We start from the raw sequence: 20,007 nt of genomic DNA, 5'->3' as shown, positions 1-20,007 counted from the left end.
ATGACTGTTCCGCCCCTCGACGGCGCGACGCTGGTCGTCGGTCCCTCGAACACCGGGAAGACGCGGCTGACGGCGGCGGCGCTCGACGCGTGGGTCGAGCGACACGGTCCCGATGGCTGCGTCGTCCTCGACTTCGCGCCGACCGTCGAACGCGACGGCGTCGTGCTGGGCGGGCCGCTGACCCAGTTCACGACGGTTCCGGACGCGGCGTACCACGTTGTCGTGGACGCCCACGCACCGCGTTCCGAGGGCGAGACGGACGCCGAGGCGCTCGAACTCGCGGAAGCGAACGCGAGCGCGGCGTTCGACGCGCTCGATTCGGCTCCGGCGGACCCGGCGGCCGTCTTCGTCAACGACGCCACTATCGCACTCCAGGCGGCCCCCGAGAAAACGGAGCGACTGACAGCGTACTGCGACCGGGCCGACGCCGCGGTCGTGAACGCCTTCGAGAGCGACGAACTCGGCGCGGACAATCCAGTGTCGGCGAACGAACGCGCGGCGCTCGACCGCCTCCGAGCGTGGGCCGACCGGGTCCTCGAACGCTAGTTCTCGTCGTCGAAGGATGTCGCGAGTCCGCCCGGACTCTCCTGGCGGTCGCGCATGCTCTGTCGGGTGAACTGCGGTTTCGCTCGCAGGCCCTTCCTCTTGCGGAACGACCACCACAGCGCCCCCGCCAGGACGAGGACGAACGCGCCGGTGACGGCCGCGATTACCGGCGTCGCCTCGGCGTAGAGGAACGCCGTGGAGAAGATGGTACTCGCGAGCATCATGCCCAGAATCAGCCGCTTGGTCATCGTCGCCAGCAGGCGGTCGGAGTCCTCGATGTCCGCCCGGACTTGCAGGTCCTCCCGTTCGACCCTGTCGAGAACGGATTCGAGTTTCGGCGGGATGCGCACGGCCGAGGTGGCGGCGTCCTGCACCTCGGTCGCGCGGTCCTCGACGTAGTTGCGGACGCCAGCGGCGATGAACCCCTCCTCGCGGAGGTACGTCGTCGCCACGGAGATGAAGTCGAACTCTGGGTCTAAGGTGACACAGACGCCCTCCACCACCGTCGCCACGCGCAGGACGAGGGCGAGGTTCGACGGCAGGCGGAGCGGGAACTCGTAGATGGTGTCTTCGACCTGCTGTATTATCTGCTGGACGCGGTACTGCTCGATGTCCTCGCCGCGGGCGTCGGCGATGGCCAGTTCCATCACGTCGCCCATCACCTGCCGGTCGGCCTCGGGACTCAGGGTCCCCATCTCGATGAGGGCGTCGAGAATGGCGTCGATGTTCTGGTCGGCGACGGCGGCGTAGAAGTCGACGATTTTCTCCTGGACGAACGGGTCGACCCGGCCGGACATCCCGAAGTCGTAGAAGACGAGTTTGCCGTCGTCCTGCACGGCGAGGTTCCCGGGATGGGGGTCGGCGTGGAAGACGCCGTCGTCGATAATCATCTGGAGGTACGCGTTCTGGAGCGTCTCCGCGAGTTGGGTGCGGTCGAAGCCGCGTTCGTCCAAGTCCTCGATGTCGTTTATCTTCGTCCCCGGAACGTACTCCATCGTCAGGACGCGCTGGGTGGAGTGGCTGTCGACGACGGCGGGGATGCGGATGCGGTCGTTGCCGACGAAGTTCCCGCGAATCTCGGCGAGCATCCGCGCCTCTCGCTCGTAGTCCATCTCCTCGCGGATGGTCTTCGAGAACTCGTCGGCCAGCGTCTCCAACGAAAAGGAGCGAGTCTCCCCGACGAAGTACATGATGAGCGGGAGCGACCAGCGGATGACCCGCAGGTCCGCCTCCACGAGGTCCTCGATGCCGGGCCGCCGGACCTTCACCGCGACGGTCTCGCCGTCGACTTCGGCCCGGTACACCTGTCCGAGGGAGGCCCCGCTGATGGCTTCGGTGTCGAACGTGGCGAACCGCTCGTCGACCGACCCGAGTTCGCTTTCGAGTACCTGTCGCGCGTCCTCCCAGTCGGCGGGCGGCACGCGGTCCTGCAGTTTCGAGAACTCGTCGATGTACTCCGGCGGGAGGATGTCCGGCCGCGTCGACAGCAACTGCCCGAGTTTGATGAACGTCGGGCCGAGGGTCAACAGCGAGTCCATCAGCGCGGTGGCGCGCTCACGGCGCTGTTCGCTCGTCACCTGTCGCGACGACCCGAACAGGAGAAACCGGTTCCTGTCGCGGGCGTAGGCGAGCAACAGCGGCAGGAACTGGCGCGCGACGACCAGGAACCGCCAGTAGGCGCGGAAGTTCACCGGCAGGGCACCCCGAGGTCAGGCCTCGTCGATGGGGATTGTGGTGCTCGGCGCGGCGCTGGCTTTGGGGAGGGTGAGTTCGAGGACGCCGCGCTCGACCGTCCCTTCGGCACCCTGTCCCGTCGCGTCCGGCGGGAGGGGGAGTTCCGCGTCGAGGAAGACGGAGCGGTCCTCGCGGACGAAGCGGAACTCGCGGGGAACGTCCTTGCTGCGCTGTCCTTCGATGACGAGGCGGCCGCCCTCGACGCTCACGTCGAGTGTCTCCGTCGTCACGCCCGGTAGGTCCAGCACGAGGAGGTACGCCTCCTCGGATTCGAGTACGTCCGCGAACACGGCGTCGGGGAGGTCACGTAACGCCTCACGCAGCGCTGACATGATCACAGGTAGGGGTCGCGGTGCGTTAAACCCGGCGGTATCGGCCAGTTACAGCACGACCGGCGCGACGAAGACGAGGGCGAAGACGAGGAGGACGACGCCGATTCCCGCCCGCCACAGGCCCCCGCGAGCGATGCGCCACGCGGTCCCGCGCTCGGTCGTATCCGAGATGACGAACACGGGCGTCCCCTCGCCGCCGCCGACGACGGCGTCGACGAGGCCGCTCCCCCACTCGGTGGGCGGGCCCCGCCGGGCCGACCCGTAGACGTACACGTCTTCGCCCACGTCGAGGCGGCGCTCGGTGAACCGCTGTTTATTGCCGATGGAGAGTTCGGTGACGAGGAGGTTCACGGTCCTGTCTTGGGCGTCGACCTCGTCCGTCGAGGCGACGTACTCCGCCAGTCTGTCCGGCAGTTCGGTTCCGGGCGGGACCGTCACGGTATGGGATTCGAAGTGGATGTCGGCCCCCGTCGGGTCGACGCGGACGCGGTCGGTGCCGTCGTCGACGACGAAGTCGACGCCGCCCGTCCCCGAATCGAGCGTGTGCCACGACGAACTCTTGCCCGAGGAGCGCAGTTCTTCGACTTCGTAGGTGTAGGCGAGACACCGTGACCCGGTGAACGGTGCGGTGACGGTCCCGTCGTCGCCTTCGCCGGCCGTCCCGACGATTTCGACCGGGCCGGTGTGGCCGTCCAGTTCGCGGACCGGGAGCGGGTCGTTTCTGAGGATGTGGAACACCGTCTTGAGTTCGCGGCCGCCGGTCACGAGGAGGAACCCGCCGACGGCGAGGAAAGCGAGCGCGACTACCTGCGCGAGGACCATGTAAATCGACTGGGACGTGGACGAGCCATAAGGATTCAGGGTGTCGGGCGTGCGGACTCTGGGACTTTTGCCTCGCCAGTCCCAACCGGCGGTATGGCCGGGGCTTCGCCGACGGATACCGACGAGTGCAGTCTGGAGACCGCCCGCCGACAACTGGGGAGTTACGCCGTCCCCGTCGACCGCACCGACCGCATCCCGCTCTCGGTCGCCGTCGGGCGCGTGTTGGCGACGGACGCGACGGCCAACGAACGAGTTCCCGGGGCGGCCATCGACGCGGACGAACCGGTGTTCGAGCGCGGTCACCAACTCCGGCCCGCCGACGTGGGCCTGTTGAAAGCCGCTGGCGTCAACGAACTGTTGGTCCGCCAGCGCCCGCAGGTGGGCATCGTCCCGACGGGCGACGAACTCGTCCAACACGACGCCGGGCCGGACCAGCGCATCGAGACGGCGGGGTTCACCCTCGCGCAGTACGTCGACCGCTGGGGCGGCAAAGTCACGTATCGAGACGTGGTCGAGGACGAGACCCCGTCGCTCCGGATGGCCGTCCAGCGGGACCTGACGCGGGACGCCATCGTCGTGACGGGGACGGACCCCGGCGACACCCTCCGAGACGTGGTCCGTGACCTCGGGGACGTGTTCGCCGACCGAGTCGCTATCTCGCCAGGCCGGAAGACGGGACTGGCCGTCGTCGAGAACCGCCCGGTGATACTCTTGCCGTCCTCGCCCGTGGCCGCCCGCGTCGGTGCGGTGCAACTCCTGCGGCCCCTGTTGAAGGCGTTCGCCGACGCGCCGCTTACCGACCACCCGACGACGACGGCGACGCTGGTCGCGGGGGCCGAGGTCGACGCCGACCCGATAACCTACGTACCCGTCGCCCTCGACGACGACGCGGCGACGCCGCTCTCCGGGACTGACATCGGGACGGCGACGCGCGCCGACGGGTGGGTGACCGTCCCCGAAGGGACCGACGCACTCGTCGCCGGAGAGACGGTGGCCGTGGAAGACTGGGACTATCTACCGTAGCCCCGGTCGACGAGCGCGCGCCGCGCCGACCCCGAAACATTGCGCGAGCGATATAGTTTATTACGTACCACATCCTTGTACGGGTAATATCCCGCTTATCGCGGGTAGGTACCAATTGCTCCACGGACGGGGCGAACCGACCGAGCGCGGCGCTCGAAACAGCAGACCGATACCGTTTGGGGGGTGTCGACGGCTACCGGGTTGTCGACCAGCATCGCCGCGTGTCTCCAGACGGACATCGCGTGCGACCGCTTGCGACCACCAGCTGGCAGGACGGCCCTCCGGCCCCGGAGACCTGTGCCGATGGACGACCACGAATCCGACGACCCCCTATCAGACCGCGACAGAGACAGCGACGCCCCGACTGGGCTGTTCGAACGCCGCGCCGCCGAGCGCTCCGGCGTCTCCGACCGGCGAGATGCCGACGCAGACGACGCCGACCTCCTCACCGACGTACTCGATATCGACGCCGAGGACCTGAACGGCGACCGTCCGGCGACGGACATCGTCCCGTGGGAGGACCCGCTCGTCACCGACGTTCTCGCCGACGTGGACGAGTACTTCGCGGCCCGCGGCGACGACCTGTTCACCGACGCGCCGTCGGGCGAGTTCGTCGCGACCCGCTTCTTCGACTTCTCGTTCCTCGACACCTACGAGGTGCTGGAGTATCGGTGGGTGAACGAACCGTACGCGTTCGTCGCGGTGGTCTACGACGAGTCCGAGATGGAACGCCGCTATCTCGGCGTCGAACCGACGATGAACAACTTCGAGCAGTACGTCCGGCGGGACCTGGTCGAACTCCTCCGGAACCAACTGATGTACAAGGAGTTCGACGGCGACACCGAGCGCCGCGACCTGTTCGAACGCGAGGCGACGGCGATGATTCTCGACAACGCGGCGACCGTCGAGAAGGGCAGTCTCCACAAACTGCTGTACTACCTGATTCGGGACTTCATCGACTACGGCCCCATCGACCCGATTATGCGGGACCCGGCCGTCGAGGACATCTCCTGTGACGGGACGGACGTGCCCGTGTTCGTCTACCACCGCGAGTACCGCGACCTGAAGTCGAACGTCACCTTCGCGCGGGAGTCGCTCGACTCCTTTACCTCGCGGATGGCCCAGCGGGCGGGCAAGCAACTCACCGTCTCCAGTCCGCTGGTCGACGCGTCGCTCCCGAACGGGTCGCGGGTGCAGATAACCCTCGGCGGCGACATCAGCAGTCGCGGGTCCAACTTCACCATCCGGAAGTTCGCGGACATCCCCTTCACCCCGGTCGACCTCGTTCGCTGGAACACCTTCTCCGCCGAGATGATGGCGTACTTCTGGATCGCCATCCAGAACAACAAGTCGCTCGTCTTCGCTGGCGGAACCGGGTCGGGAAAGACGTCGAGCATGAACGCCATCTCGTTTTTCATCCCGCCCGCGAGCAAAATCGTCTCCATCGAGGACACCCGCGAGATAGACCTGCCCCACGAGAACTGGATTCAGAGCGTCACCCGGAGCGCCCTGACCGCGGAGGGGCGCGGCGAGATAAGCATGTACAGCCTGCTCAAGGCGGCGTTGCGACAGCGGCCGGAGTACCTGCTGGTCGGCGAGATTCGGACCGAGCAGAACGTCGCGCTGACGTTCTTCCAAGCCATGTCGACGGGCCACACCGCGTACACGACGTTCCACGCCGACTCCGTCGAGACGGTCATCTCGCGGATGCAGAACCCGCCGCTCACCGTCCCGACGCAGATGCTACAGGACTTGGACATCATCTCCGTCCAGCGACAGACCTACCTCGACGACAAGCGAGTGCGGCGGAACCACGCCGTCGCGGAGGTGCTGCCACAGGAGTACGACGCCAACGACGTGCGGACCAAGCGGGTGTTCCAGCGCGACTCGCAGACGGACGCCCACGAACGGGTCGCCTCCTCGGAACTGCTCGCGGACATCGCGGCCGACCGCGGGTGGTCCGACGCGGAACTCGACCGCCAACTCGGCGACCGGACGCGCCTCCTCCAGTACCTCGCCGACGCGGGCATCAACGGCTACGCGGAAGTCTCCGCGGCGATTCAACTGTTCGATAAGGACCGCGAGGGGACGATGCGTCGACTGGAGGGCGGGGCGCTCACCGCGTCGTACCTCCGGGACCGCGGCCCCGACGTCGAGGACCTAGAGTCGATGAGTATCGACCTCCGGACGCTCATCGAGGACCAGTGAGATGGGGGCCGACGAGTACCGCCGCGACGACCGGCGACGGGAACAGACCGACGTGGGGTTCCGACAGCACCGCGACGCCGAGGCGGTCAAGCCCGAGGATAGCGACGAGTTCCGCCGTCAGTACGGGCGCCTCCGAAGCTACTACCGCCTCCGACCGAAGCGGTATCAGGACCTCCAGCGATGGCTGAATCAGGCCCGGTTCGGAACGAACTACGACGCCTACCTCGAACGGAGCGCGCTGTACGCCATCGCCGCGGCGGTGTTCGGCGTCGTCGTCGGTATCGTGACGACCACCGCACTCGTCGAGGCGGGGGTCATCGCATCGCTGTCGAACCCGCTCTCGGTCCGCGGTGGGGTGACGGCGTATCTCGGGGCCAACAGGGTGCTGTTCGCGGGCGCGGCGGTCACCATCGTCACCGCGGTGCTGTTCGCCGCTGGGACGTGGTACGCGCGGTACTACTACCCCCGTTCGGTCGTCGGCACCCGCCGCCGGAACATCGACGTGACGCTCCCGCACGCCATCACGTTCATGTACGCCCTCTCCTACGGCGGGATGGACATCGTCGAGGTCATCAAAGTCCTCGGGGAGTCACAGGACACCTACGGCGAGGTGGCAAACGAGTTCCAGATGGTGGTCCGGGACGTGGACCTGTTCGGCAACGACCTCTACACGGCGCTCCAGAACGCCCGGAACCTCGCGCCCAGCGACAACCTCGAACAGTTCGTCGACGACCTGCTGAGCGTCCTCGACGCGGGCGGGGACGTGACCGTCTTCCTCGAAGACCAGACAGACACGTACCTCGAAGAGGCCCGCGACGAGCAGACGGCGTTCATCGAGACGCTGTCGCTGTTGAGCGAGGTGTTCGTCGTGTTGTTCGTCGCCGCACCCCTCTTTCTCATCGTCATCCTCATCGTGATGAGTCTGCTCGGCGCGCAGACGCTCGCGCAGGTGACGGCGCTCGTCTACGCGGTGTTGCCGCTGGCGATGCTCGCCTTCCTCGTCTTGCTCGACGCGTTGTCCTCGCCGTTCACGCAGGCGGCCGTCACCCTCGAAGAGCGACACCACGTGACGACCGACGGCGTCGGTCGACTCATGGTCCTCGTCGTCCGCGACGGTATCCTCGCGGCCGCGGAGCGCGTGTGGGCCGACGTGAGCGCCGTCCTCGAACTGGACGGCTACGACGACGAACCCGACGAGGAAGCGCGGATAGCCGCCCAACGGACCGCCTATCTCCGTCACCGCCGCCGACAGTACCTCCGCTCGTCCCTCGAATCGCCCTTCGCCGTCTTCGACCGGTCGCCGCCGCTGACGCTGTTGGTGACCGTCCCACTGGCCGCGCTGTGGGTGGCCGCCACCGTGACCACGGGGACGTTCGAACTCTCCCGAGACGCGTTTCTCGCGGCCCCGCGGCGGGCGACGCTGTGGTTGGTCGTCGTGCCGATGTTCCTCCTCACGGTCCCGCTGTCGCTGTTCGTCGAGCGCAAGACCCGCCGCGAACGCCACATCGCCAGGCAGTTCCCCGATACGATGAACGCGCTGTCGAGCGCGAACAAGATGGGCGTCCCCACGACCGAAGCCCTCGGACTGGTCGCGAAGTGGTCGAGCGGCCCCATCGAGCGGGAACTCCGAAAGGTCCGCAACGACATCGAGTGGAACCACGACACCTCACGGGCGCTCCGGGCGTTCGCCGACCGACTGCGCGTCCCGCAACTCTCGCGGGCGATGAAACTCATCGCCGAGGGGATGCGGTCGAGCAGCGACCTCGCGCGCGTCCTCAGCATCGCCGCCGACGACACGCGAAACCGCTTCAGAATCGAGCAACAGCGCCGCCGCGAACTCAGTTCGTACGTGGCAGTCGTGATAATCGGCTTTCTGGTGTACCTGCTGGTGGTGACGATGCTCACCCGGAGTTACCTCCAACCGGTCGCCGAGGCGTCCGGCGCGGCCACCGGAGTCGACGTGGAAGCGCCGATAAGCATCTCGAACCTGCCGGTGTCGGCCTACGAGACGCTCTTTTTCCACTCCGCGATCATCCAAGCGTTCGGGTCCGGTCTGCTGGCTGGCAAACTCGTCGACAACAACGCGTTCGGGGGGTTGAAGTACGGTATCCTGCTGGTGTTGGTCTCGACCGCCGCGTTCCTCCTCATCTGACAATGACGCCGAAACCACATCCCCCGTCGACCGGTCGTCCTCGTCGCCCGACGCCGTGGCTCCGCCGATTCGCCACGGTCGGGCGGTCGCTCCGCCGCGACGACCGCGGGGTCTCGGAAGTCCTCGGCGCGATTCTCATGTTCGGCCTGCTGGTCTCCTTGCTCGTCTTGGTGCAGGTCAACGCCGTGCCCGCCCAGAACCAACAGGTGGAGTTCGAACACAGCCAGCGCGTCCAGCAGGACATGCTGGCGCTCGACGGGGCGCTCTTGCGGGCCGGGACGGAGAACGTCCCGGCGTCGACCCAAATCGAGTTGGCGGCCCGATACCCCTCGCGGTTCTTCCTCGTGAACCCCGGCGTCGGCGCGGGGTCCATCGAGACGCTGGCACCGGGGACAGTGACGGTGTCGAACGCCCGCGCGCCGTCGGCGTCGGCCTACTGGGACGGGACCGACCGGACGTTCGACACGCGAGTCCTCCGCTACCGGCCGAACTACAACGAGTACCGGAACGCGCCGACGACGGTGTACGAACACAATGCGCTCACCAACGCGTTCCAGAGCGGCGCGACGGTTCCGGTCGACTCGGGCAGTTTCATCGAGGGCGACCAGGTGATGCTGTTGCTCGTGGACGGCCAGTTGTCGACGGCGAGCACGCGGGCCGTCGGCGTCGAGACGACGCCGCTGTCCAGCCCCGCCCGCCCGCTGACGGTGACGAACGACACGGCGAGCGGTATCACGCTCACGCTGCCGACGACGCTCTCTGCGGGCGACTGGGAGGCGATTCTCGCGGACGAACGGGTCGCGAACGGCGGCCACGTCTCGGGCATCGCGGTCAGTGACGGGACGCCGTACAACACGCTCACGGTGACGCTCGAACCGGGTCGCTACCGCTTCCGGATGGCCCGCGTGGGGGTCGGCAGCGACGTGGACGACACGGTCCTCGGACCGCACTACGTGACGCCGGTCGAGGAGGGCGCGAGCGAGAGCATCCGCGCCGACGAGTCCGCGCGGGTGAGCGTCCGGATACGCGACCGCTACAACAACCCTGCCGCGGGGCGGGTGACGTTCACGGCCACGGGCGGCGAGTTCCGCCTGTCGAACGGGACCCGCGTCGCGTCGCTCACGAAACCGAGCAACGGCACCGGGACTGTCTCGGCGGTGTTCTCACCCGACAGCGGGTTCGAGGGGACGGCCGTGGTCACCGCACAGCGGGATTTCGACGAGAGCGGGACCGTCGAGGCCCGAGAGCGAACGACGTTTTCCGTCCCGGTCACCGACGGCACTGATGAGGACACCGACGAGGACGTCTCGGGACTCAATCCGTGGTTCAGCGAGAGCATCCGCCTCGAATCCGTCCAGAACGCGGGACCGAACCGCGTCTCGGTAGTCCTCTACAACAACGGGTCGGTCGACCGGAAGATGAACCGCGTCCGACTGCTGTTTTACTCCGCTAACAGCGGTCAACCGGCGGATTGGGGCAAACTGAACGGCGACGACGCCGACCAGTTCTTCCGCTTCGGCAACTGGGAACCGGTCGACCAGAGCGTGGTCGTGCGGTCGAAACAGCCCGAGACGATAACGCTCGAATTCGACGACGCCGGGAACAAGGACTTCTTCGGCCTCGCCGTGGAGTACAATGGCACGTCGGCGAACTACTTCGTCCAGATTCCGTGAGTCGGGTCGGTCAGACGAGGTCCGTGAACGACGTGACGCGGTGGTCGCCGCGGACACACCGGTCGGTCGGGCCCGGCCGGCGCTCGACGTGGACGCCGTCTAAGCCAGCGTTCCACGCCGCGCCGATGTCGCTGGGATTGTCCCCGACCAGCACCCCGGCGTGGCCGTTGTGACCGACGCCCATCTCGTCCATCGCGCGGTGGACGGGCGCGGGGTCCGGTTTCCACCCGATGTCGTCGTCGCAGCAGACCACCGTCTCGAACCAGTCGGCGATGTCCAACTGTTCGAGGACCGGGCCGGTGAGGTAGTCCTGACAGTGGGTCACGAGGCCCATCGGCTCGGTGCGGTCGGCGAGGAACCGCTCTGCGTCCTCGTAGAGGAACGCCGCCTTCGCTCGGTCAGTCGGGCGCTCCTCCTCGTGGAACACCGTCCAGAACGCTTCGGGGTCGATGTCCCGCGCCGCCAGCAGGTCGGCGCGGGCGTCGCCCTCGCCGTACCACAGCGTCGCCGCCTCCTCCTCGCTGAAGCCGTGGCCGAGTCTGTCGCCGACCCGAGACATGACTGTCACCGGATACGACGGCTCTACGTCGATGAGCGTGCCGTCGAGGTCGAACAGCCAGAAGTCGTAGTCTCGGGTCATGGGGAACAACGGTAGGGGAGTGTCGGGTAAAGTCTTTCTGTCCCTAATACCGCCGTAGGCGCTATCTAACTTCGCGTTAGTCTGCTTCTACGCGGATGGAACTCCCGAGGTACTTCCGCAGAACCTCCGTCACGCTCTCGGCGTTGAACTCGGGCAGATTCTCGGCGATTTCGGCCTTCAGGTCGGCCAGATACGCCTCGGTGGTCTGGAGTTCGCTGAACGACACCGACTCGACGGGGACGCCGAGCGCTTCCTCGGTCAGTCGGCGGAAGTGCGCCTCGTCGGCGAGGTCACCTCGCCAGCAGTTGTCCCGGAAGAACAGCCACCCGTCCTCGCCCGGCGGGTCGGCGGCCCGGTACAGCACCGTCTCGAAGCGGTTCGGCTCCGCGACGAGGCCCGATTTCGGGTCGAGGCGGAACCGGACGCGAAAGACGTACCGCGCCGGAGCGTCGGCCGGGTCGGCCACGCGTTACTCGTAGATGCCGTTCAGTCGCTCGGCCAGTTCCATGTCGTTGTCGGTGATGCCGCCCGCGTCGTGGGTCGTCAGTCGCACCTCGACTTCCCCCCAGCGAACGGTCATCTCGGGATGGTGCCACGCGTCCTCGGCGAGGCCAGCGGCGGCGCTCAGGAACCCCGACGCGTCCAGATACGCGTCGAACTCGAACGTGCGGACGATTTCGTCGCCGTCGCGGTCCCAGCCGTCGGGGAGGCGGTCGGCTATCTCGTCGTCAGAGAGCAGGTCTGCCATACGAGAACCGTCGGTTGCCAGTCGCAAAACAGTTGTGTCGCCCCGTCAGTCCCGAAGGCCCAGCCGTTTCCTGAGCCGTCGTTGGACGAGGACGACGGCGAGGACGGAGACGGTGAGCGCCGCGAACAGCCACGTCGGAATCCCGGTGTTCCGGAGGCCGAGCCACGCCGCGACCAGTCCGAGAACGAGGACGAGCAGACTCCCGAACGTGTACGCCTGCACCAAGCGGCGCTCCTCGCGGCGCTGTGACTCGGTGTACTCGGTCACTTCGTAGAGGCCGCCGACGGCGGCGGCGACGAAGCCGACGCCGACGAGAAACGGGAGGAGACTGACCATCGGGGGGTCAGTCGTCGGCCAACTGGTCGAGGACGGCGGGGGGAATCTCCTCGCGCATCCCCTCGGGGATGTCCTCGATAGCCATGTCTTCCACGAACGCTGGCGGACCGCCACTGCCCGGGCCGAAATCGGGGTCGAACAGTTCGAGCGCCGTCTGGATGGTCGACCAGTCGTCGTCTTCGGCGGCGTCCCGGAGGCTCCGGGTCGGCGCGGCCAGCAGTTGCGAGACGATGGCGTCGGCCATCGACTCGACGATTTCGCGCTGGTCCTCGTCGAAGTCGGCCCCGGCCATCGCCGTGTTGAGTTCGGCCGCCTTGACCTGTTCGGCGCTCTCGTACATCGCCGAGATGACGCGGTCGGCGCGCTTTCGCTTGTACTGGGTCAGGAGGTGGCCGAACTCCTCGTCGACGAGGCGCTCGACTTCCGCGGCGGCACGGCGGCGCTTGGCGCGCGTCTCGTCGGTCACCGACTCCAGCGCGTCGAGGTCGTAGACGGTCACGCCCGCGATGTCGGCGGCTTCCGCGGGCACGTCTCGGGGCTGGGCGATGTCGACGACGTACGTCTCGCCCGCTCCGTCGAAGGTGGCCGCGTCGAAGACGTGGCCGCTACTGCCCGTCGCGGTGACGACGATGCGGGCCGACTCGACGGCCGCCGAGACGGCGTCAAGTGCGACGGCGCTGGCCTCGGCGTCGATGGTCTCGGCGACGTGTTCGGCGTGCGGGACGGTCCGGTTGGCGACGATGACACGCTCGACGTGTTCCGAGAGGGCCTTCGCCGCCAGTTGCCCCATCTCGCCAGCGCCGACGACCAGCGCCGTTTCGCCGGTGAGCGAGCACTCGCGGTCGACGAGGCGGACGGCCGCAGAGGCCAGCGAGACGACGCCCTCGTTGATACCCGTCTCGTTGCGGGCGCGTTCGCCGACGTGGATGGCCTTCGTCACGCCGTCTTCTAAGAGCCGACCGATGCCGCCGACGCCGCGGGCGTCCTCGTAGGCGTCGCGCAACTGGCCGAGAATCTGGTCCTCGCCGAGGACGATGGACTCCAGTCCGGCGGCCACTCGCAGGAGGTGGCGCAGACTTTCCTCGTGGTCCATCTCGACCACCACGTCCTCTGGCACGCCGTGGGTGAACAGCGAGAGGGCGTCGCGGCCGGTTTCGTCGTCGGAGACGACGACGTATCCCTCGGTCCGGTTGCACGTCTGGAGCGCCAGCGCCTCCTCGACGCCCGGTCGGGAGAGCAGCGTCTCGACGGCGTGGCGCTGGCTCTCGACCGCTGCGGCCTCTAATTCGTCGACCGACGCGCATTCGTGGGAGACGCGGACGCCCACGATGGAGCCTTGCTCTCTCACGCAGTCTCACCCAGTTGGTCTTCTATCACGGCTGTAGCTACTTGCCGTGCGTTGGACCTGCCACTATCTAAAGCCTTCCAAACCTCGGCGTCTCTGACCACCGCCCGCACCGCCGCCCGGCGGTCGGCGGGTGCGACCCCGTCGGCTTTGAGCGACTCGCGTAATTCGCCCGTCAGTTCGGCCATCGCGCCAGCGCCCGCGAACTCCGCCTCGAACCGCTCGCGGAGGTGTTTCGACAGCGCGGGCGACGTGCCGCCGGTCGCAACCGCCAGCATCACGGGGTCGTCCCGCACCGTCGCGGGCACGACGACGTTGCCGAACGACTGCTCGCCGTGGTCGTCCGCGCGGTTGACGAGCGCACCCCGCTCTCGGGCGGCCTCGGCCGCAGCGTCGTTCACAGACGCGTCGTCCGTCGCGGCGACGACCAGCGCTGGGTCGGTCCGGGCGACCCACTCCCGCACCGCCTCGGCGTCGGGCGCGGCGCGAACGAGTTCCGCATCGCCGAACTCGCGGTCGGCGAAGTCGGGACTCACGACGACGACGCGCGCTTCGCTGGCGAAGCGGCGGGCTTTCCGCGCGCCGACGGGGCCGCCGCCGACGACGAGGACCGTCTCGCCCGTGAAGTCGTGGAGGAGCGGAATCATGGCTCAGGCTGATTCGACGTTGGCTTCGGCCCGGTCGTCCAGTCTGATGCCCGTCTTCTTCAGGATGCGCGTCGAGAACAGCGTGTCCCAGTCGTCGTCGGCCACGTCCCAGTACTCGGTCATCCGGTCGTGGACCTGCTGGATGCGTCGCTCGCTCTCCGCCTCGCTGCGGCCGTGAGTCATCGCGAAGAAGTTGTACGGCCAGACGCCCTCGTGACGGGGCCGCTCGTAGCAGTGCGTGACGAAGTCGAACTCGGCTATGGCGGGTCCCACCTCGTCGATGACGTCGTCGGGCACGTCCCAGACGGTCATCCCGTTCTCCGAGTAGCCCAGCGCGTAGTGGTTCGGGATGGCCCCGACGCGGCGGACCTTCCCCTCCAGATTGAACCGCTTGATGGTCTCGACGACCCACTCGGTGTCCGCGCCGATGGCGTCGGCCACGTCGGCGTAGGGCGTCTCCGTAATCGGCAGGCCGCCCTGAATCTCCAGGACGAGGTCCAGTTCCGCGGGGGTCAGCGACTGCCGGTCGGTCGGCGTCACGTCCGGCCCGGCGTCCGAACAGTCGACGGCCTGCGTCTGCGGTCCCTCGACGGGGAACTTCGCGCCGACGTGGAACTCCTGCTGTTTCGGGAGGTTGTACGTCGGTTCGCCCGTCTCGGCCTCGATTTCGGCCAGTACCTCCTCGACGCGGCCTTCCTCGACCACGGAGAGGACGAACCACATGTTCAGGTAGGGGTGTTCGCGCTCGTAGTTGTGGGCCACCTCGGGGTGGGCGTTGACCATCTCGACGTGGTCGTCGTAGGTGTCCTCGGGGGCGTGCGTCGCCACGAGCGTCGCCGTCCCACCGATTGCCTCGGCGTTGATGAGTGCGCCGAAGCGAGAGAGAACGCCCTCCTCGTCCAGTCGCTTGACGCGTTCGAGCAGTTCGGCCCCGCTCACCTCGACGCCGTGGTCGGCGAGCGCCGCGGCCGCCGGTTCGAAGGGGCGTTCGACGACCGGGAACCCGCCCTGAAACGCGTTGAGAATCGCGCTGTCGACCGTCCCGAGGTCTTCGCTCATACCAACTGGTCGGGACTCGGCGAATAAAAGTAGCGCGGGACGGCCGGGCGGGGAGCGGGCGCGCGGCGCCGTTCCTGCCAGTGTGCTTTAGCGCGTCGGGCCCCTACGTATCGCGTGACCATCACGACGGCGGAACTGGCGGTGCGGTTGGGGGTGTACCTGTTCGTACTGGTGGGTGCGCCGCTGTTTTTCGTCGTCATGTTCCGCCTCATGGACTACGCCGCGAAAGACACGCTCGTCGAGCAGTTCAGCGGCCAACGGGCGGGACTCGACACCGGGCAGTTGAACGCCTACTTCGAGCGCGCGGGCGTCGACGCGCGGACCTGCCGGTTCTGCGGGTCGGCGAACGGACCGAACTACACCTACTGTCACAACTGTCAGGAGCGACTGGCGGACTAGCGGGCCGTCGACGCCCTTCGTCGGACCAGCGGCTCAGTCGCCGCGGACGCCCGTGACTTCGAAGCCGTGCTCCTCGATGGCGTCCAAGATGGCCTCGTGGTCGGCGCTGGCCTCGTAGTAGAAGACGAGGTCGAACGACCCGTTGCGGAGCAGTTGCTGGCACTCCCAGACGAACTCCTCGCCGTCGAGGGTGAGGCCCTGGTGCTGGTTCGAGGCGAAGTTCGAGTCGTCGCTCCCCGAGTAGACGAACGTGTCCGTCGGGTCCATGCCGTACCCCTCGGCGATAATCTCGCCCACGTCGATGGTGGCCTGCATCATCTCTATCTCGTCGCTCCCGTCGTATTCGGTGTGGACGACGGCCCCGTTCAGTTGAATCTCGCCGGGTTCGAGTAGCTGTTTGGTCCGTCGATAGAGGTCCTCGTCGAGTGCGTCAGCGTCGCTCATACCGGACGCTCCGCTCGCGCGTCGTTAATGTACTTCGGATTACGGCCGCGAGCGCTGTCGCTCGCGACCGTCGGACACGCTCGAAGAACGGACTCGAGCGTGTTAGTTCGCTTACAGCCGTTTGACGTTCTCGGCACGCGGACCCTTGTCCGCCTGCACGATGTCGAACTCCACTTCCTGCCCTTCCTCTAGGTCGGGACCGCCGACGTCCTCCATGTGGAAGAAGACGTCCTCGTCAGAGTCCTCGGTGTCGATGAAGCCGTAACCGCCCGTGTCGTTGAAGAAGTCTACCGTACCGGTCGCCATTGCATGTTCCTGTAAGCGCTCCGAGTATTAAAACCATGCGGCGAACTCACATACGCGCTCGGAGCCACAAACGCCTTATCGGTTCGTTGATATGCTACGTGTGATGCGAGAGCGGGTCCGCCGTCTCGGCTACGCCGCCTACGAACGCCTCCTTCGCTCGGAACTGTCCGGTGCGCCGAGCCACGTCGCCGTCATTCAGGACGGCAATCGGCGCTACGCCCGGAAGAAGGGTGCAGACACGAGCGACGGCCACCGCGAGGGCGCCGAGACGACAGAAGCACTGCTCGACTGGTGCGACGAACTCGGCGTCCGCGAGGTGACGCTGTACGCCTTCTCGACGGAGAACTTCAACCGCCCCGAGGAGGAGCGCGAACACATCTTCGACCTCGTAGAGCAGAAGTTACGGACCTTCGCCGACGCCGACCGGGTCCACGACGCCGGGGTCTGCATCCGCGCCATCGGCGAAACGTCGATGCTCCCCGACCGCGTACAGGACGCCATCGACTACGCGGAGGGCCGGACCGCTCAGTACGACCGCCTGAACCTCAACGTGGCGCTGGCGTACGGCGGGCGCGCGGAACTGCTCGGCGCGGCCCGCGACGTGGCCGCGGCCGTCGACGCGGGCGAACTCTCGCCCGAGGACGTTTCGGTGGACACCGTCGAACAGCGACTCTACGAGGGGCCGACCCGCGACGTGGACCTCATCATCCGCACCGGCGGCGACGAGCGAACCTCGAACTTCCTGCCGTGGCACGCCAACGGTAACGAGGCCGCGACGTTCTTCTGTACGCCCTACTGGCCGGAGTTTCGCAAGATAGACTTCCTGCGCGCCATCCGGGTCTACCAGAACCGCGAGGACTCGTGGCGGACGACCCGCGCCCGGCGCGCGCTGGCGCTGGTCAGCGCCGTCGAGGACGCCGAGGTGCCCCAGGCCCGCCAAATCCTCGGCCGGTTCCGCGACGCCCTGCCGAACAGCGAACGGGCCGCCGTCGACGACGAGTACGACGCCGCCGACTGACCGCTCACCTTCCGGTCGGACTCACCGCGTTCGTTCGGCAGGATTCGTTCTATCGGCCGAACTTCCGAACGACTCGCTGTGGTCGTCTTTCGGCGTTCGCCCTACCGGCCGAATCGACGCTGCCGCTCCTGATAATCCCGCAACGCCCGCAGATAGTCCCGTCGGCGGAAGTTCTGCCAGTTCACGTCGGTGAAGTACAGTTCGGAGTAGACCGATTGCCAAATCATGAAGTCCGAGAGCCGTTCCGCGCCGGTCTTGATGACGAGGTCCGGGTTCGTCGGGAAGACGAGGTGCTCCTCGACGGCGGCCTCGTCGATGTCCTCGGGCGTCAACTCGCCGTCGTCGACGCTCTCGGCGAGTTTCTGGACGGCGGTGGCGAACTCCGACTGGCCGCCGAGGCCGATGGAGATTTGGATAGGCGCGTCGGCTACCGTCTCGTCGTCGGGGCCCCGGACGGCGACCGATTTCGGGGCGCGAATCGACGACAGTTCGCGCCGGAGCGTCGGCACGACCTCCTCGTCTAAGACGCTGACGTAGACGACGACGGTGTCGGCCTCGTACTGCACCGCCCAGTCGAAAAACCGCTCTAAGGTCGTGTACGCGCCGTCGCTCAGGAGGTCGCGTTCGGTGATGACCAGTGCGACTGTCTCGGGGAGGGTGGCGTCGCTCATCCGCAGGCGCGTCGCGAGATAGCGGTCGTACAGACCCACGCCGACGGGTACAGCCAGCGTTCGCCTAAACCTCACGGTCCGAAGACTGGAGTCCTCGGTCGTTCGGAAAGAGTAAGTGGCTCTCGGGGATACCGGCGGAACGTGACTTCGACAGTCCGCCGTGCCGGGGCCTTCGCCGTGGTGGGGACGCTCGCGTTTCTCGTGCCACTGGCGACGGGCCTCGACTCACCCGCCCTCGCGACTGTCGCCGCGACCGGTCCGTTCGTGCTGGTCGCGGTCCTCGCGATGACCGCCATCGACCAAGGGAGCGCCCTGTTCGAGTTGTTCGCCCGCCCCGGCGACTACGAGGACGGGAAGCTCTACGGTCTGACGGCCTTCTCACTGGCCGCGGCCGGACTGGCGCTCATCGCGGTCCAGTTCGAACTGCCGGTGTGGGTGTTCGTCGGCACGGTGCTTCTCGTCGCCTACGGCAACCTCGGCCAGCGACTCGCGCGACAGGTGAACACCGACGAGGTGTTCGGAGCCGCCGGGTTCGTCGTCGTCGGCTTCCTCGCCAGCGCCGCCGGGCAGTTGGGTGCCGCGGCGATTCAGGGACTCTCGATACCGACCGGCGACGTGCTGTTTCTGGCCGCGACCGGCGCGCTCGTCGCCGCCCTCCTCCGGTCGGTACTGTTCGAGCGCGACGACCCGCTGGTGATGCTCTCGGTCGGCCTCCTGTTGTGGCTGTTCTTCGAACTCGACCCGACCGTCGCCACACAGCGGGTGTTCGTCGCGCTCGGCATCTCGGCCGTCCTCGGCTACGTCGCCTACGCGCTCGACACCGCCTCGCTCCCGGGGATGCTCACCGGTGTCCTCCTCTCGCTCCTCACTATCGTCCTCGGCGGCTACGGCTGGTTCGCCATGCTCATCACGTTCTTCGGCCTCGGCGGCCTCTCGACGAAGTACCGCTACGAGGAGAAACAGGACCGCGGCATCGCCGAGGAGAACGAGGGGGCGCGCGGGAGCGGGAACGTCCTCGCGAACTCCATCGTCGCCCTCGTCGCCGTCCTCGCGTGGGCGGCCAGTCCCAGCCACATCGCCGTCGACCCGGACCTGTTCCTGTACGCGTTCGCCGGGGCCGTCGCCGCCGCGATGACGGACACGTTCTCCAGCGAGTTCGGCGGCCTCTACGACAACCCGCGACTCATCACGACGCTCAAGCCGGTCGAACCGGGCACCGACGGCGGCGTCACGTGGCAGGGCGTCGTCGCTGGTCTCGTCGGCGCGGCCATCATCGCCGGTATCGCCGCGCTCACGCTCGACAGCGTCGGGTCCGTCGGCGGGGCGGTCGTCCTCTGTTGCGGGTTCGTCGGAATGACCGTCGACAGCCTCCTCGGCGCGACGGTGGAGGGAACCGTCGTCGGTAATCAGGGCGTCAACACGCTGGCGACGTTCGCTGCGGCGCTGACCGGCGTCGGCATCGTTCTCGCCGCCGGTCTCGTCTGAGATGATTCGCGAAGCCCGTCCCGACGATGCCGACCGACTCGGCGCCATCCAGACGGCCGCCCTCGACGAACCGTGGCCGGGACTGCTCGACGTGGCCATCGACGGCCCGCCGCTGGTGCTCGTTACGGACATCGGCGGCCCCATCGCCTACGCGCTCGTCGTCCCGGACCATCCGGTCGCGTACGTCGCGGAGTTCGCCGTCGTCCCGGCGATGCAGGGGCAGGGCCACGGGACGGCGCTGATGACGGCGCTGTTGGAACGCCTCCGGGCGGGCGGATTCGAGACGGTTCGACTCACCGCCCGTGAAGACGACGAGCGGGCGCGGTCGTTCTACGACGGGTTCGAGTACACCGTCGCCGAGCGCATCCCCGACCACTACGAGGACGGCGACGGCGTGCTACTTGTTCGAGAGCTGTGAG

At 67.4% G+C, this 20,007-nt stretch carries 22 protein-coding genes; 9 read left to right on the top strand and 13 right to left on the bottom strand.

Going from position 1 to position 20,007, the window contains the following annotated elements; all coding sequences use genetic code 11:
• Complete coding sequence (locus NJQ44_RS13850) at positions 1–546, top strand: hypothetical protein (protein WP_254271940.1); 546 nt, start codon at positions 1–3, stop codon at positions 544–546.
• Here the strand turns inward: NJQ44_RS13850 and NJQ44_RS13845 are convergent.
• The 3 genes from NJQ44_RS13845 to NJQ44_RS13835 are packed head-to-tail and all read right to left on the bottom strand — an operon-like array spanning position 543 to position 3,434.
• Entirely contained in the window at positions 543–2,237 is a 1,695-nt protein-coding gene (locus NJQ44_RS13845; RefSeq protein WP_254271939.1) for an ABC1 kinase family protein, read from the bottom strand. The two genes, NJQ44_RS13850 and NJQ44_RS13845, sit on opposite strands and share 4 nt — an antisense overlap.
• A gap of 18 nt (positions 2,238–2,255) precedes the next feature.
• Positions 2,256–2,612, bottom strand: coding sequence for an Hsp20/alpha crystallin family protein (locus NJQ44_RS13840; protein ID WP_254271938.1), 357 nt, complete (start codon positions 2,610–2,612; stop codon positions 2,256–2,258).
• 48 nt (positions 2,613–2,660) lie between these two features.
• Positions 2,661–3,434, bottom strand: a complete 774-nt coding sequence (locus NJQ44_RS13835) for an E3 ubiquitin ligase family protein (RefSeq protein ID WP_254271937.1) — start codon at positions 3,432–3,434, stop codon at positions 2,661–2,663.
• A gap of 93 nt (positions 3,435–3,527) precedes the next feature.
• Between NJQ44_RS13835 and NJQ44_RS13830 the strand changes: the two genes are divergently transcribed.
• From NJQ44_RS13830 to NJQ44_RS13815, 4 genes are all read left to right on the top strand, one after another.
• Positions 3,528–4,457 (top strand): molybdopterin-binding protein, encoded by a 930-nt coding sequence (locus NJQ44_RS13830; RefSeq protein WP_254271936.1) that lies wholly within the window; start codon positions 3,528–3,530, stop codon positions 4,455–4,457.
• Between the two features lie 303 nt (positions 4,458–4,760).
• Positions 4,761–6,665, top strand: coding sequence for a type II/IV secretion system ATPase subunit (locus NJQ44_RS13825; RefSeq protein WP_254271935.1), 1,905 nt, complete (start codon positions 4,761–4,763; stop codon positions 6,663–6,665).
• Position 6,666: 1 nt separating this feature from the next.
• Positions 6,667–8,817 carry a type II secretion system F family protein gene (locus tag NJQ44_RS13820; RefSeq protein ID WP_254271934.1) on the top strand — a complete coding sequence of 717 codons (2,151 nt, stop codon included), beginning with the start codon at positions 6,667–6,669 and terminating at the stop codon, positions 8,815–8,817.
• Positions 8,818–8,819: 2 nt separating this feature from the next.
• On the top strand, positions 8,820–10,490 hold the full coding sequence (locus tag NJQ44_RS13815) for an Ig-like domain-containing protein (RefSeq protein WP_254271933.1): 1,671 nt from the start codon (positions 8,820–8,822) through the stop codon (positions 10,488–10,490).
• Positions 10,491–10,500: 10 nt separating this feature from the next.
• On the opposite strand, the gene NJQ44_RS13810 is transcribed toward NJQ44_RS13815, so the two are convergent.
• From NJQ44_RS13810 to ahbB, 7 genes are all read right to left on the bottom strand, one after another.
• Positions 10,501–11,130: an HAD family hydrolase gene (locus NJQ44_RS13810; protein ID WP_254271932.1), complete on the bottom strand. Its 630-nt coding sequence runs from the start codon at positions 11,128–11,130 to the stop codon at positions 10,501–10,503.
• A 76-nt stretch (positions 11,131–11,206) separates the two neighbouring features.
• Positions 11,207–11,596: an LWR-salt protein gene (gene lwrS / locus NJQ44_RS13805; RefSeq protein WP_254271931.1), complete on the bottom strand. Its 390-nt coding sequence runs from the start codon at positions 11,594–11,596 to the stop codon at positions 11,207–11,209.
• A 3-nt stretch (positions 11,597–11,599) separates the two neighbouring features.
• Positions 11,600–11,878 (bottom strand): 4a-hydroxytetrahydrobiopterin dehydratase, encoded by a 279-nt coding sequence (locus NJQ44_RS13800; RefSeq protein ID WP_254271930.1) that lies wholly within the window; start codon positions 11,876–11,878, stop codon positions 11,600–11,602.
• Between the two features lie 45 nt (positions 11,879–11,923).
• Entirely contained in the window at positions 11,924–12,214 is a 291-nt protein-coding gene (locus tag NJQ44_RS13795) for a hypothetical protein (protein WP_254271929.1), read from the bottom strand.
• 7 nt (positions 12,215–12,221) lie between these two features.
• Positions 12,222–13,562, bottom strand: a complete 1,341-nt coding sequence (hemA, locus tag NJQ44_RS13790; RefSeq protein ID WP_254271928.1) for a glutamyl-tRNA reductase — start codon at positions 13,560–13,562, stop codon at positions 12,222–12,224.
• Positions 13,559–14,206, bottom strand: coding sequence for a precorrin-2 dehydrogenase/sirohydrochlorin ferrochelatase family protein (locus NJQ44_RS13785; protein WP_254271927.1), 648 nt, complete (start codon positions 14,204–14,206; stop codon positions 13,559–13,561). The genes hemA and NJQ44_RS13785 overlap by 4 nt, the downstream gene beginning before the upstream one ends.
• 3 nt (positions 14,207–14,209) lie before the next feature.
• Entirely contained in the window at positions 14,210–15,265 is a 1,056-nt protein-coding gene (gene ahbB / locus NJQ44_RS13780) for a siroheme decarboxylase subunit beta (protein WP_254271926.1), read from the bottom strand.
• A 114-nt stretch (positions 15,266–15,379) separates the two neighbouring features.
• Here ahbB and NJQ44_RS13775 point away from each other — a divergent pair, with 114 nt between their 5' ends.
• Positions 15,380–15,664, top strand: coding sequence for a DUF7577 domain-containing protein (locus NJQ44_RS13775; protein WP_254271925.1), 285 nt, complete (start codon positions 15,380–15,382; stop codon positions 15,662–15,664).
• 33 nt (positions 15,665–15,697) lie between these two features.
• On the opposite strand, the gene NJQ44_RS13770 is transcribed toward NJQ44_RS13775, so the two are convergent.
• Complete coding sequence (locus NJQ44_RS13770) at positions 15,698–16,108, bottom strand: DUF5778 family protein (protein ID WP_254271924.1); 411 nt, start codon at positions 16,106–16,108, stop codon at positions 15,698–15,700.
• A gap of 111 nt (positions 16,109–16,219) precedes the next feature.
• A complete protein-coding gene (locus NJQ44_RS13765) occupies positions 16,220–16,414 on the bottom strand; it encodes a cold-shock protein (RefSeq protein ID WP_254271923.1) in 195 nt (64 codons plus the stop codon).
• Positions 16,415–16,517: 103 nt separating this feature from the next.
• Between NJQ44_RS13765 and uppS the strand changes: the two genes are divergently transcribed.
• The gene (gene uppS / locus NJQ44_RS13760; RefSeq protein WP_254271922.1) at positions 16,518–17,432 is read left to right on the top strand and encodes a polyprenyl diphosphate synthase; all 915 of its coding nucleotides are present in this window, start codon (positions 16,518–16,520) and stop codon (positions 17,430–17,432) included.
• 101 nt (positions 17,433–17,533) lie between these two features.
• Here uppS and NJQ44_RS13755 read toward each other — a convergent pair whose 3' ends face one another.
• Complete coding sequence (locus NJQ44_RS13755; RefSeq protein WP_254271921.1) at positions 17,534–18,142, bottom strand: undecaprenyl diphosphate synthase family protein; 609 nt, start codon at positions 18,140–18,142, stop codon at positions 17,534–17,536.
• A gap of 102 nt (positions 18,143–18,244) precedes the next feature.
• Between NJQ44_RS13755 and NJQ44_RS13750 the strand changes: the two genes are divergently transcribed.
• Positions 18,245–19,588 (top strand): DUF92 domain-containing protein, encoded by a 1,344-nt coding sequence (locus NJQ44_RS13750; RefSeq protein WP_254271920.1) that lies wholly within the window; start codon positions 18,245–18,247, stop codon positions 19,586–19,588.
• A gap of 1 nt (position 19,589) precedes the next feature.
• A complete protein-coding gene (locus NJQ44_RS13745; RefSeq protein WP_254271919.1) occupies positions 19,590–20,006 on the top strand; it encodes a GNAT family N-acetyltransferase in 417 nt (138 codons plus the stop codon).
• Position 20,007 lies beyond the last annotated feature (1 nt).

Origin of the sequence: Haloarcula marina (genome assembly GCF_024218775.1) — an archaeon.
GTDB lineage: Archaea > Halobacteriota > Halobacteria > Halobacteriales > Haloarculaceae > Haloarcula > Haloarcula marina.
This window is presented reverse-complemented; position numbering and strand designations above follow the sequence as displayed.

Excerpts from the sequence above, each read along its gene's own strand:
- NJQ44_RS13850 (WP_254271940.1), top strand. The coding sequence starts at position 1 with ATGACTGTTCCGCCCCTCGACGGCGCGACGCTGGTCGTCGGTCCCTCG.
- NJQ44_RS13840 (WP_254271938.1), bottom strand. The coding sequence starts at position 2,612 with ATGTCAGCGCTGCGTGAGGCGTTACGTGACCTCCCCGACGCCGTGTTC.
- NJQ44_RS13835 (WP_254271937.1), bottom strand. The coding sequence starts at position 3,434 with ATGGTCCTCGCGCAGGTAGTCGCGCTCGCTTTCCTCGCCGTCGGCGGG.
- NJQ44_RS13830 (WP_254271936.1), top strand. The coding sequence starts at position 3,528 with ATGGCCGGGGCTTCGCCGACGGATACCGACGAGTGCAGTCTGGAGACC.
- NJQ44_RS13825 (WP_254271935.1), top strand. The coding sequence starts at position 4,761 with ATGGACGACCACGAATCCGACGACCCCCTATCAGACCGCGACAGAGAC.
- NJQ44_RS13820 (WP_254271934.1), top strand. The coding sequence starts at position 6,667 with ATGGGGGCCGACGAGTACCGCCGCGACGACCGGCGACGGGAACAGACC.
- NJQ44_RS13815 (WP_254271933.1), top strand. The coding sequence starts at position 8,820 with ATGACGCCGAAACCACATCCCCCGTCGACCGGTCGTCCTCGTCGCCCG.
- NJQ44_RS13810 (WP_254271932.1), bottom strand. The coding sequence starts at position 11,130 with ATGACCCGAGACTACGACTTCTGGCTGTTCGACCTCGACGGCACGCTC.
- NJQ44_RS13800 (WP_254271930.1), bottom strand. The coding sequence starts at position 11,878 with ATGGCAGACCTGCTCTCTGACGACGAGATAGCCGACCGCCTCCCCGAC.
- NJQ44_RS13795 (WP_254271929.1), bottom strand. The coding sequence starts at position 12,214 with ATGGTCAGTCTCCTCCCGTTTCTCGTCGGCGTCGGCTTCGTCGCCGCC.
- NJQ44_RS13785 (WP_254271927.1), bottom strand. The coding sequence starts at position 14,206 with ATGATTCCGCTCCTCCACGACTTCACGGGCGAGACGGTCCTCGTCGTC.
- ahbB (WP_254271926.1), bottom strand. The coding sequence starts at position 15,265 with ATGAGCGAAGACCTCGGGACGGTCGACAGCGCGATTCTCAACGCGTTT.
- NJQ44_RS13770 (WP_254271924.1), bottom strand. The coding sequence starts at position 16,108 with ATGAGCGACGCTGACGCACTCGACGAGGACCTCTATCGACGGACCAAA.
- NJQ44_RS13765 (WP_254271923.1), bottom strand. The coding sequence starts at position 16,414 with ATGGCGACCGGTACGGTAGACTTCTTCAACGACACGGGCGGTTACGGC.
- uppS (WP_254271922.1), top strand. The coding sequence starts at position 16,518 with ATGCGAGAGCGGGTCCGCCGTCTCGGCTACGCCGCCTACGAACGCCTC.
- NJQ44_RS13745 (WP_254271919.1), top strand. The coding sequence starts at position 19,590 with ATGATTCGCGAAGCCCGTCCCGACGATGCCGACCGACTCGGCGCCATC.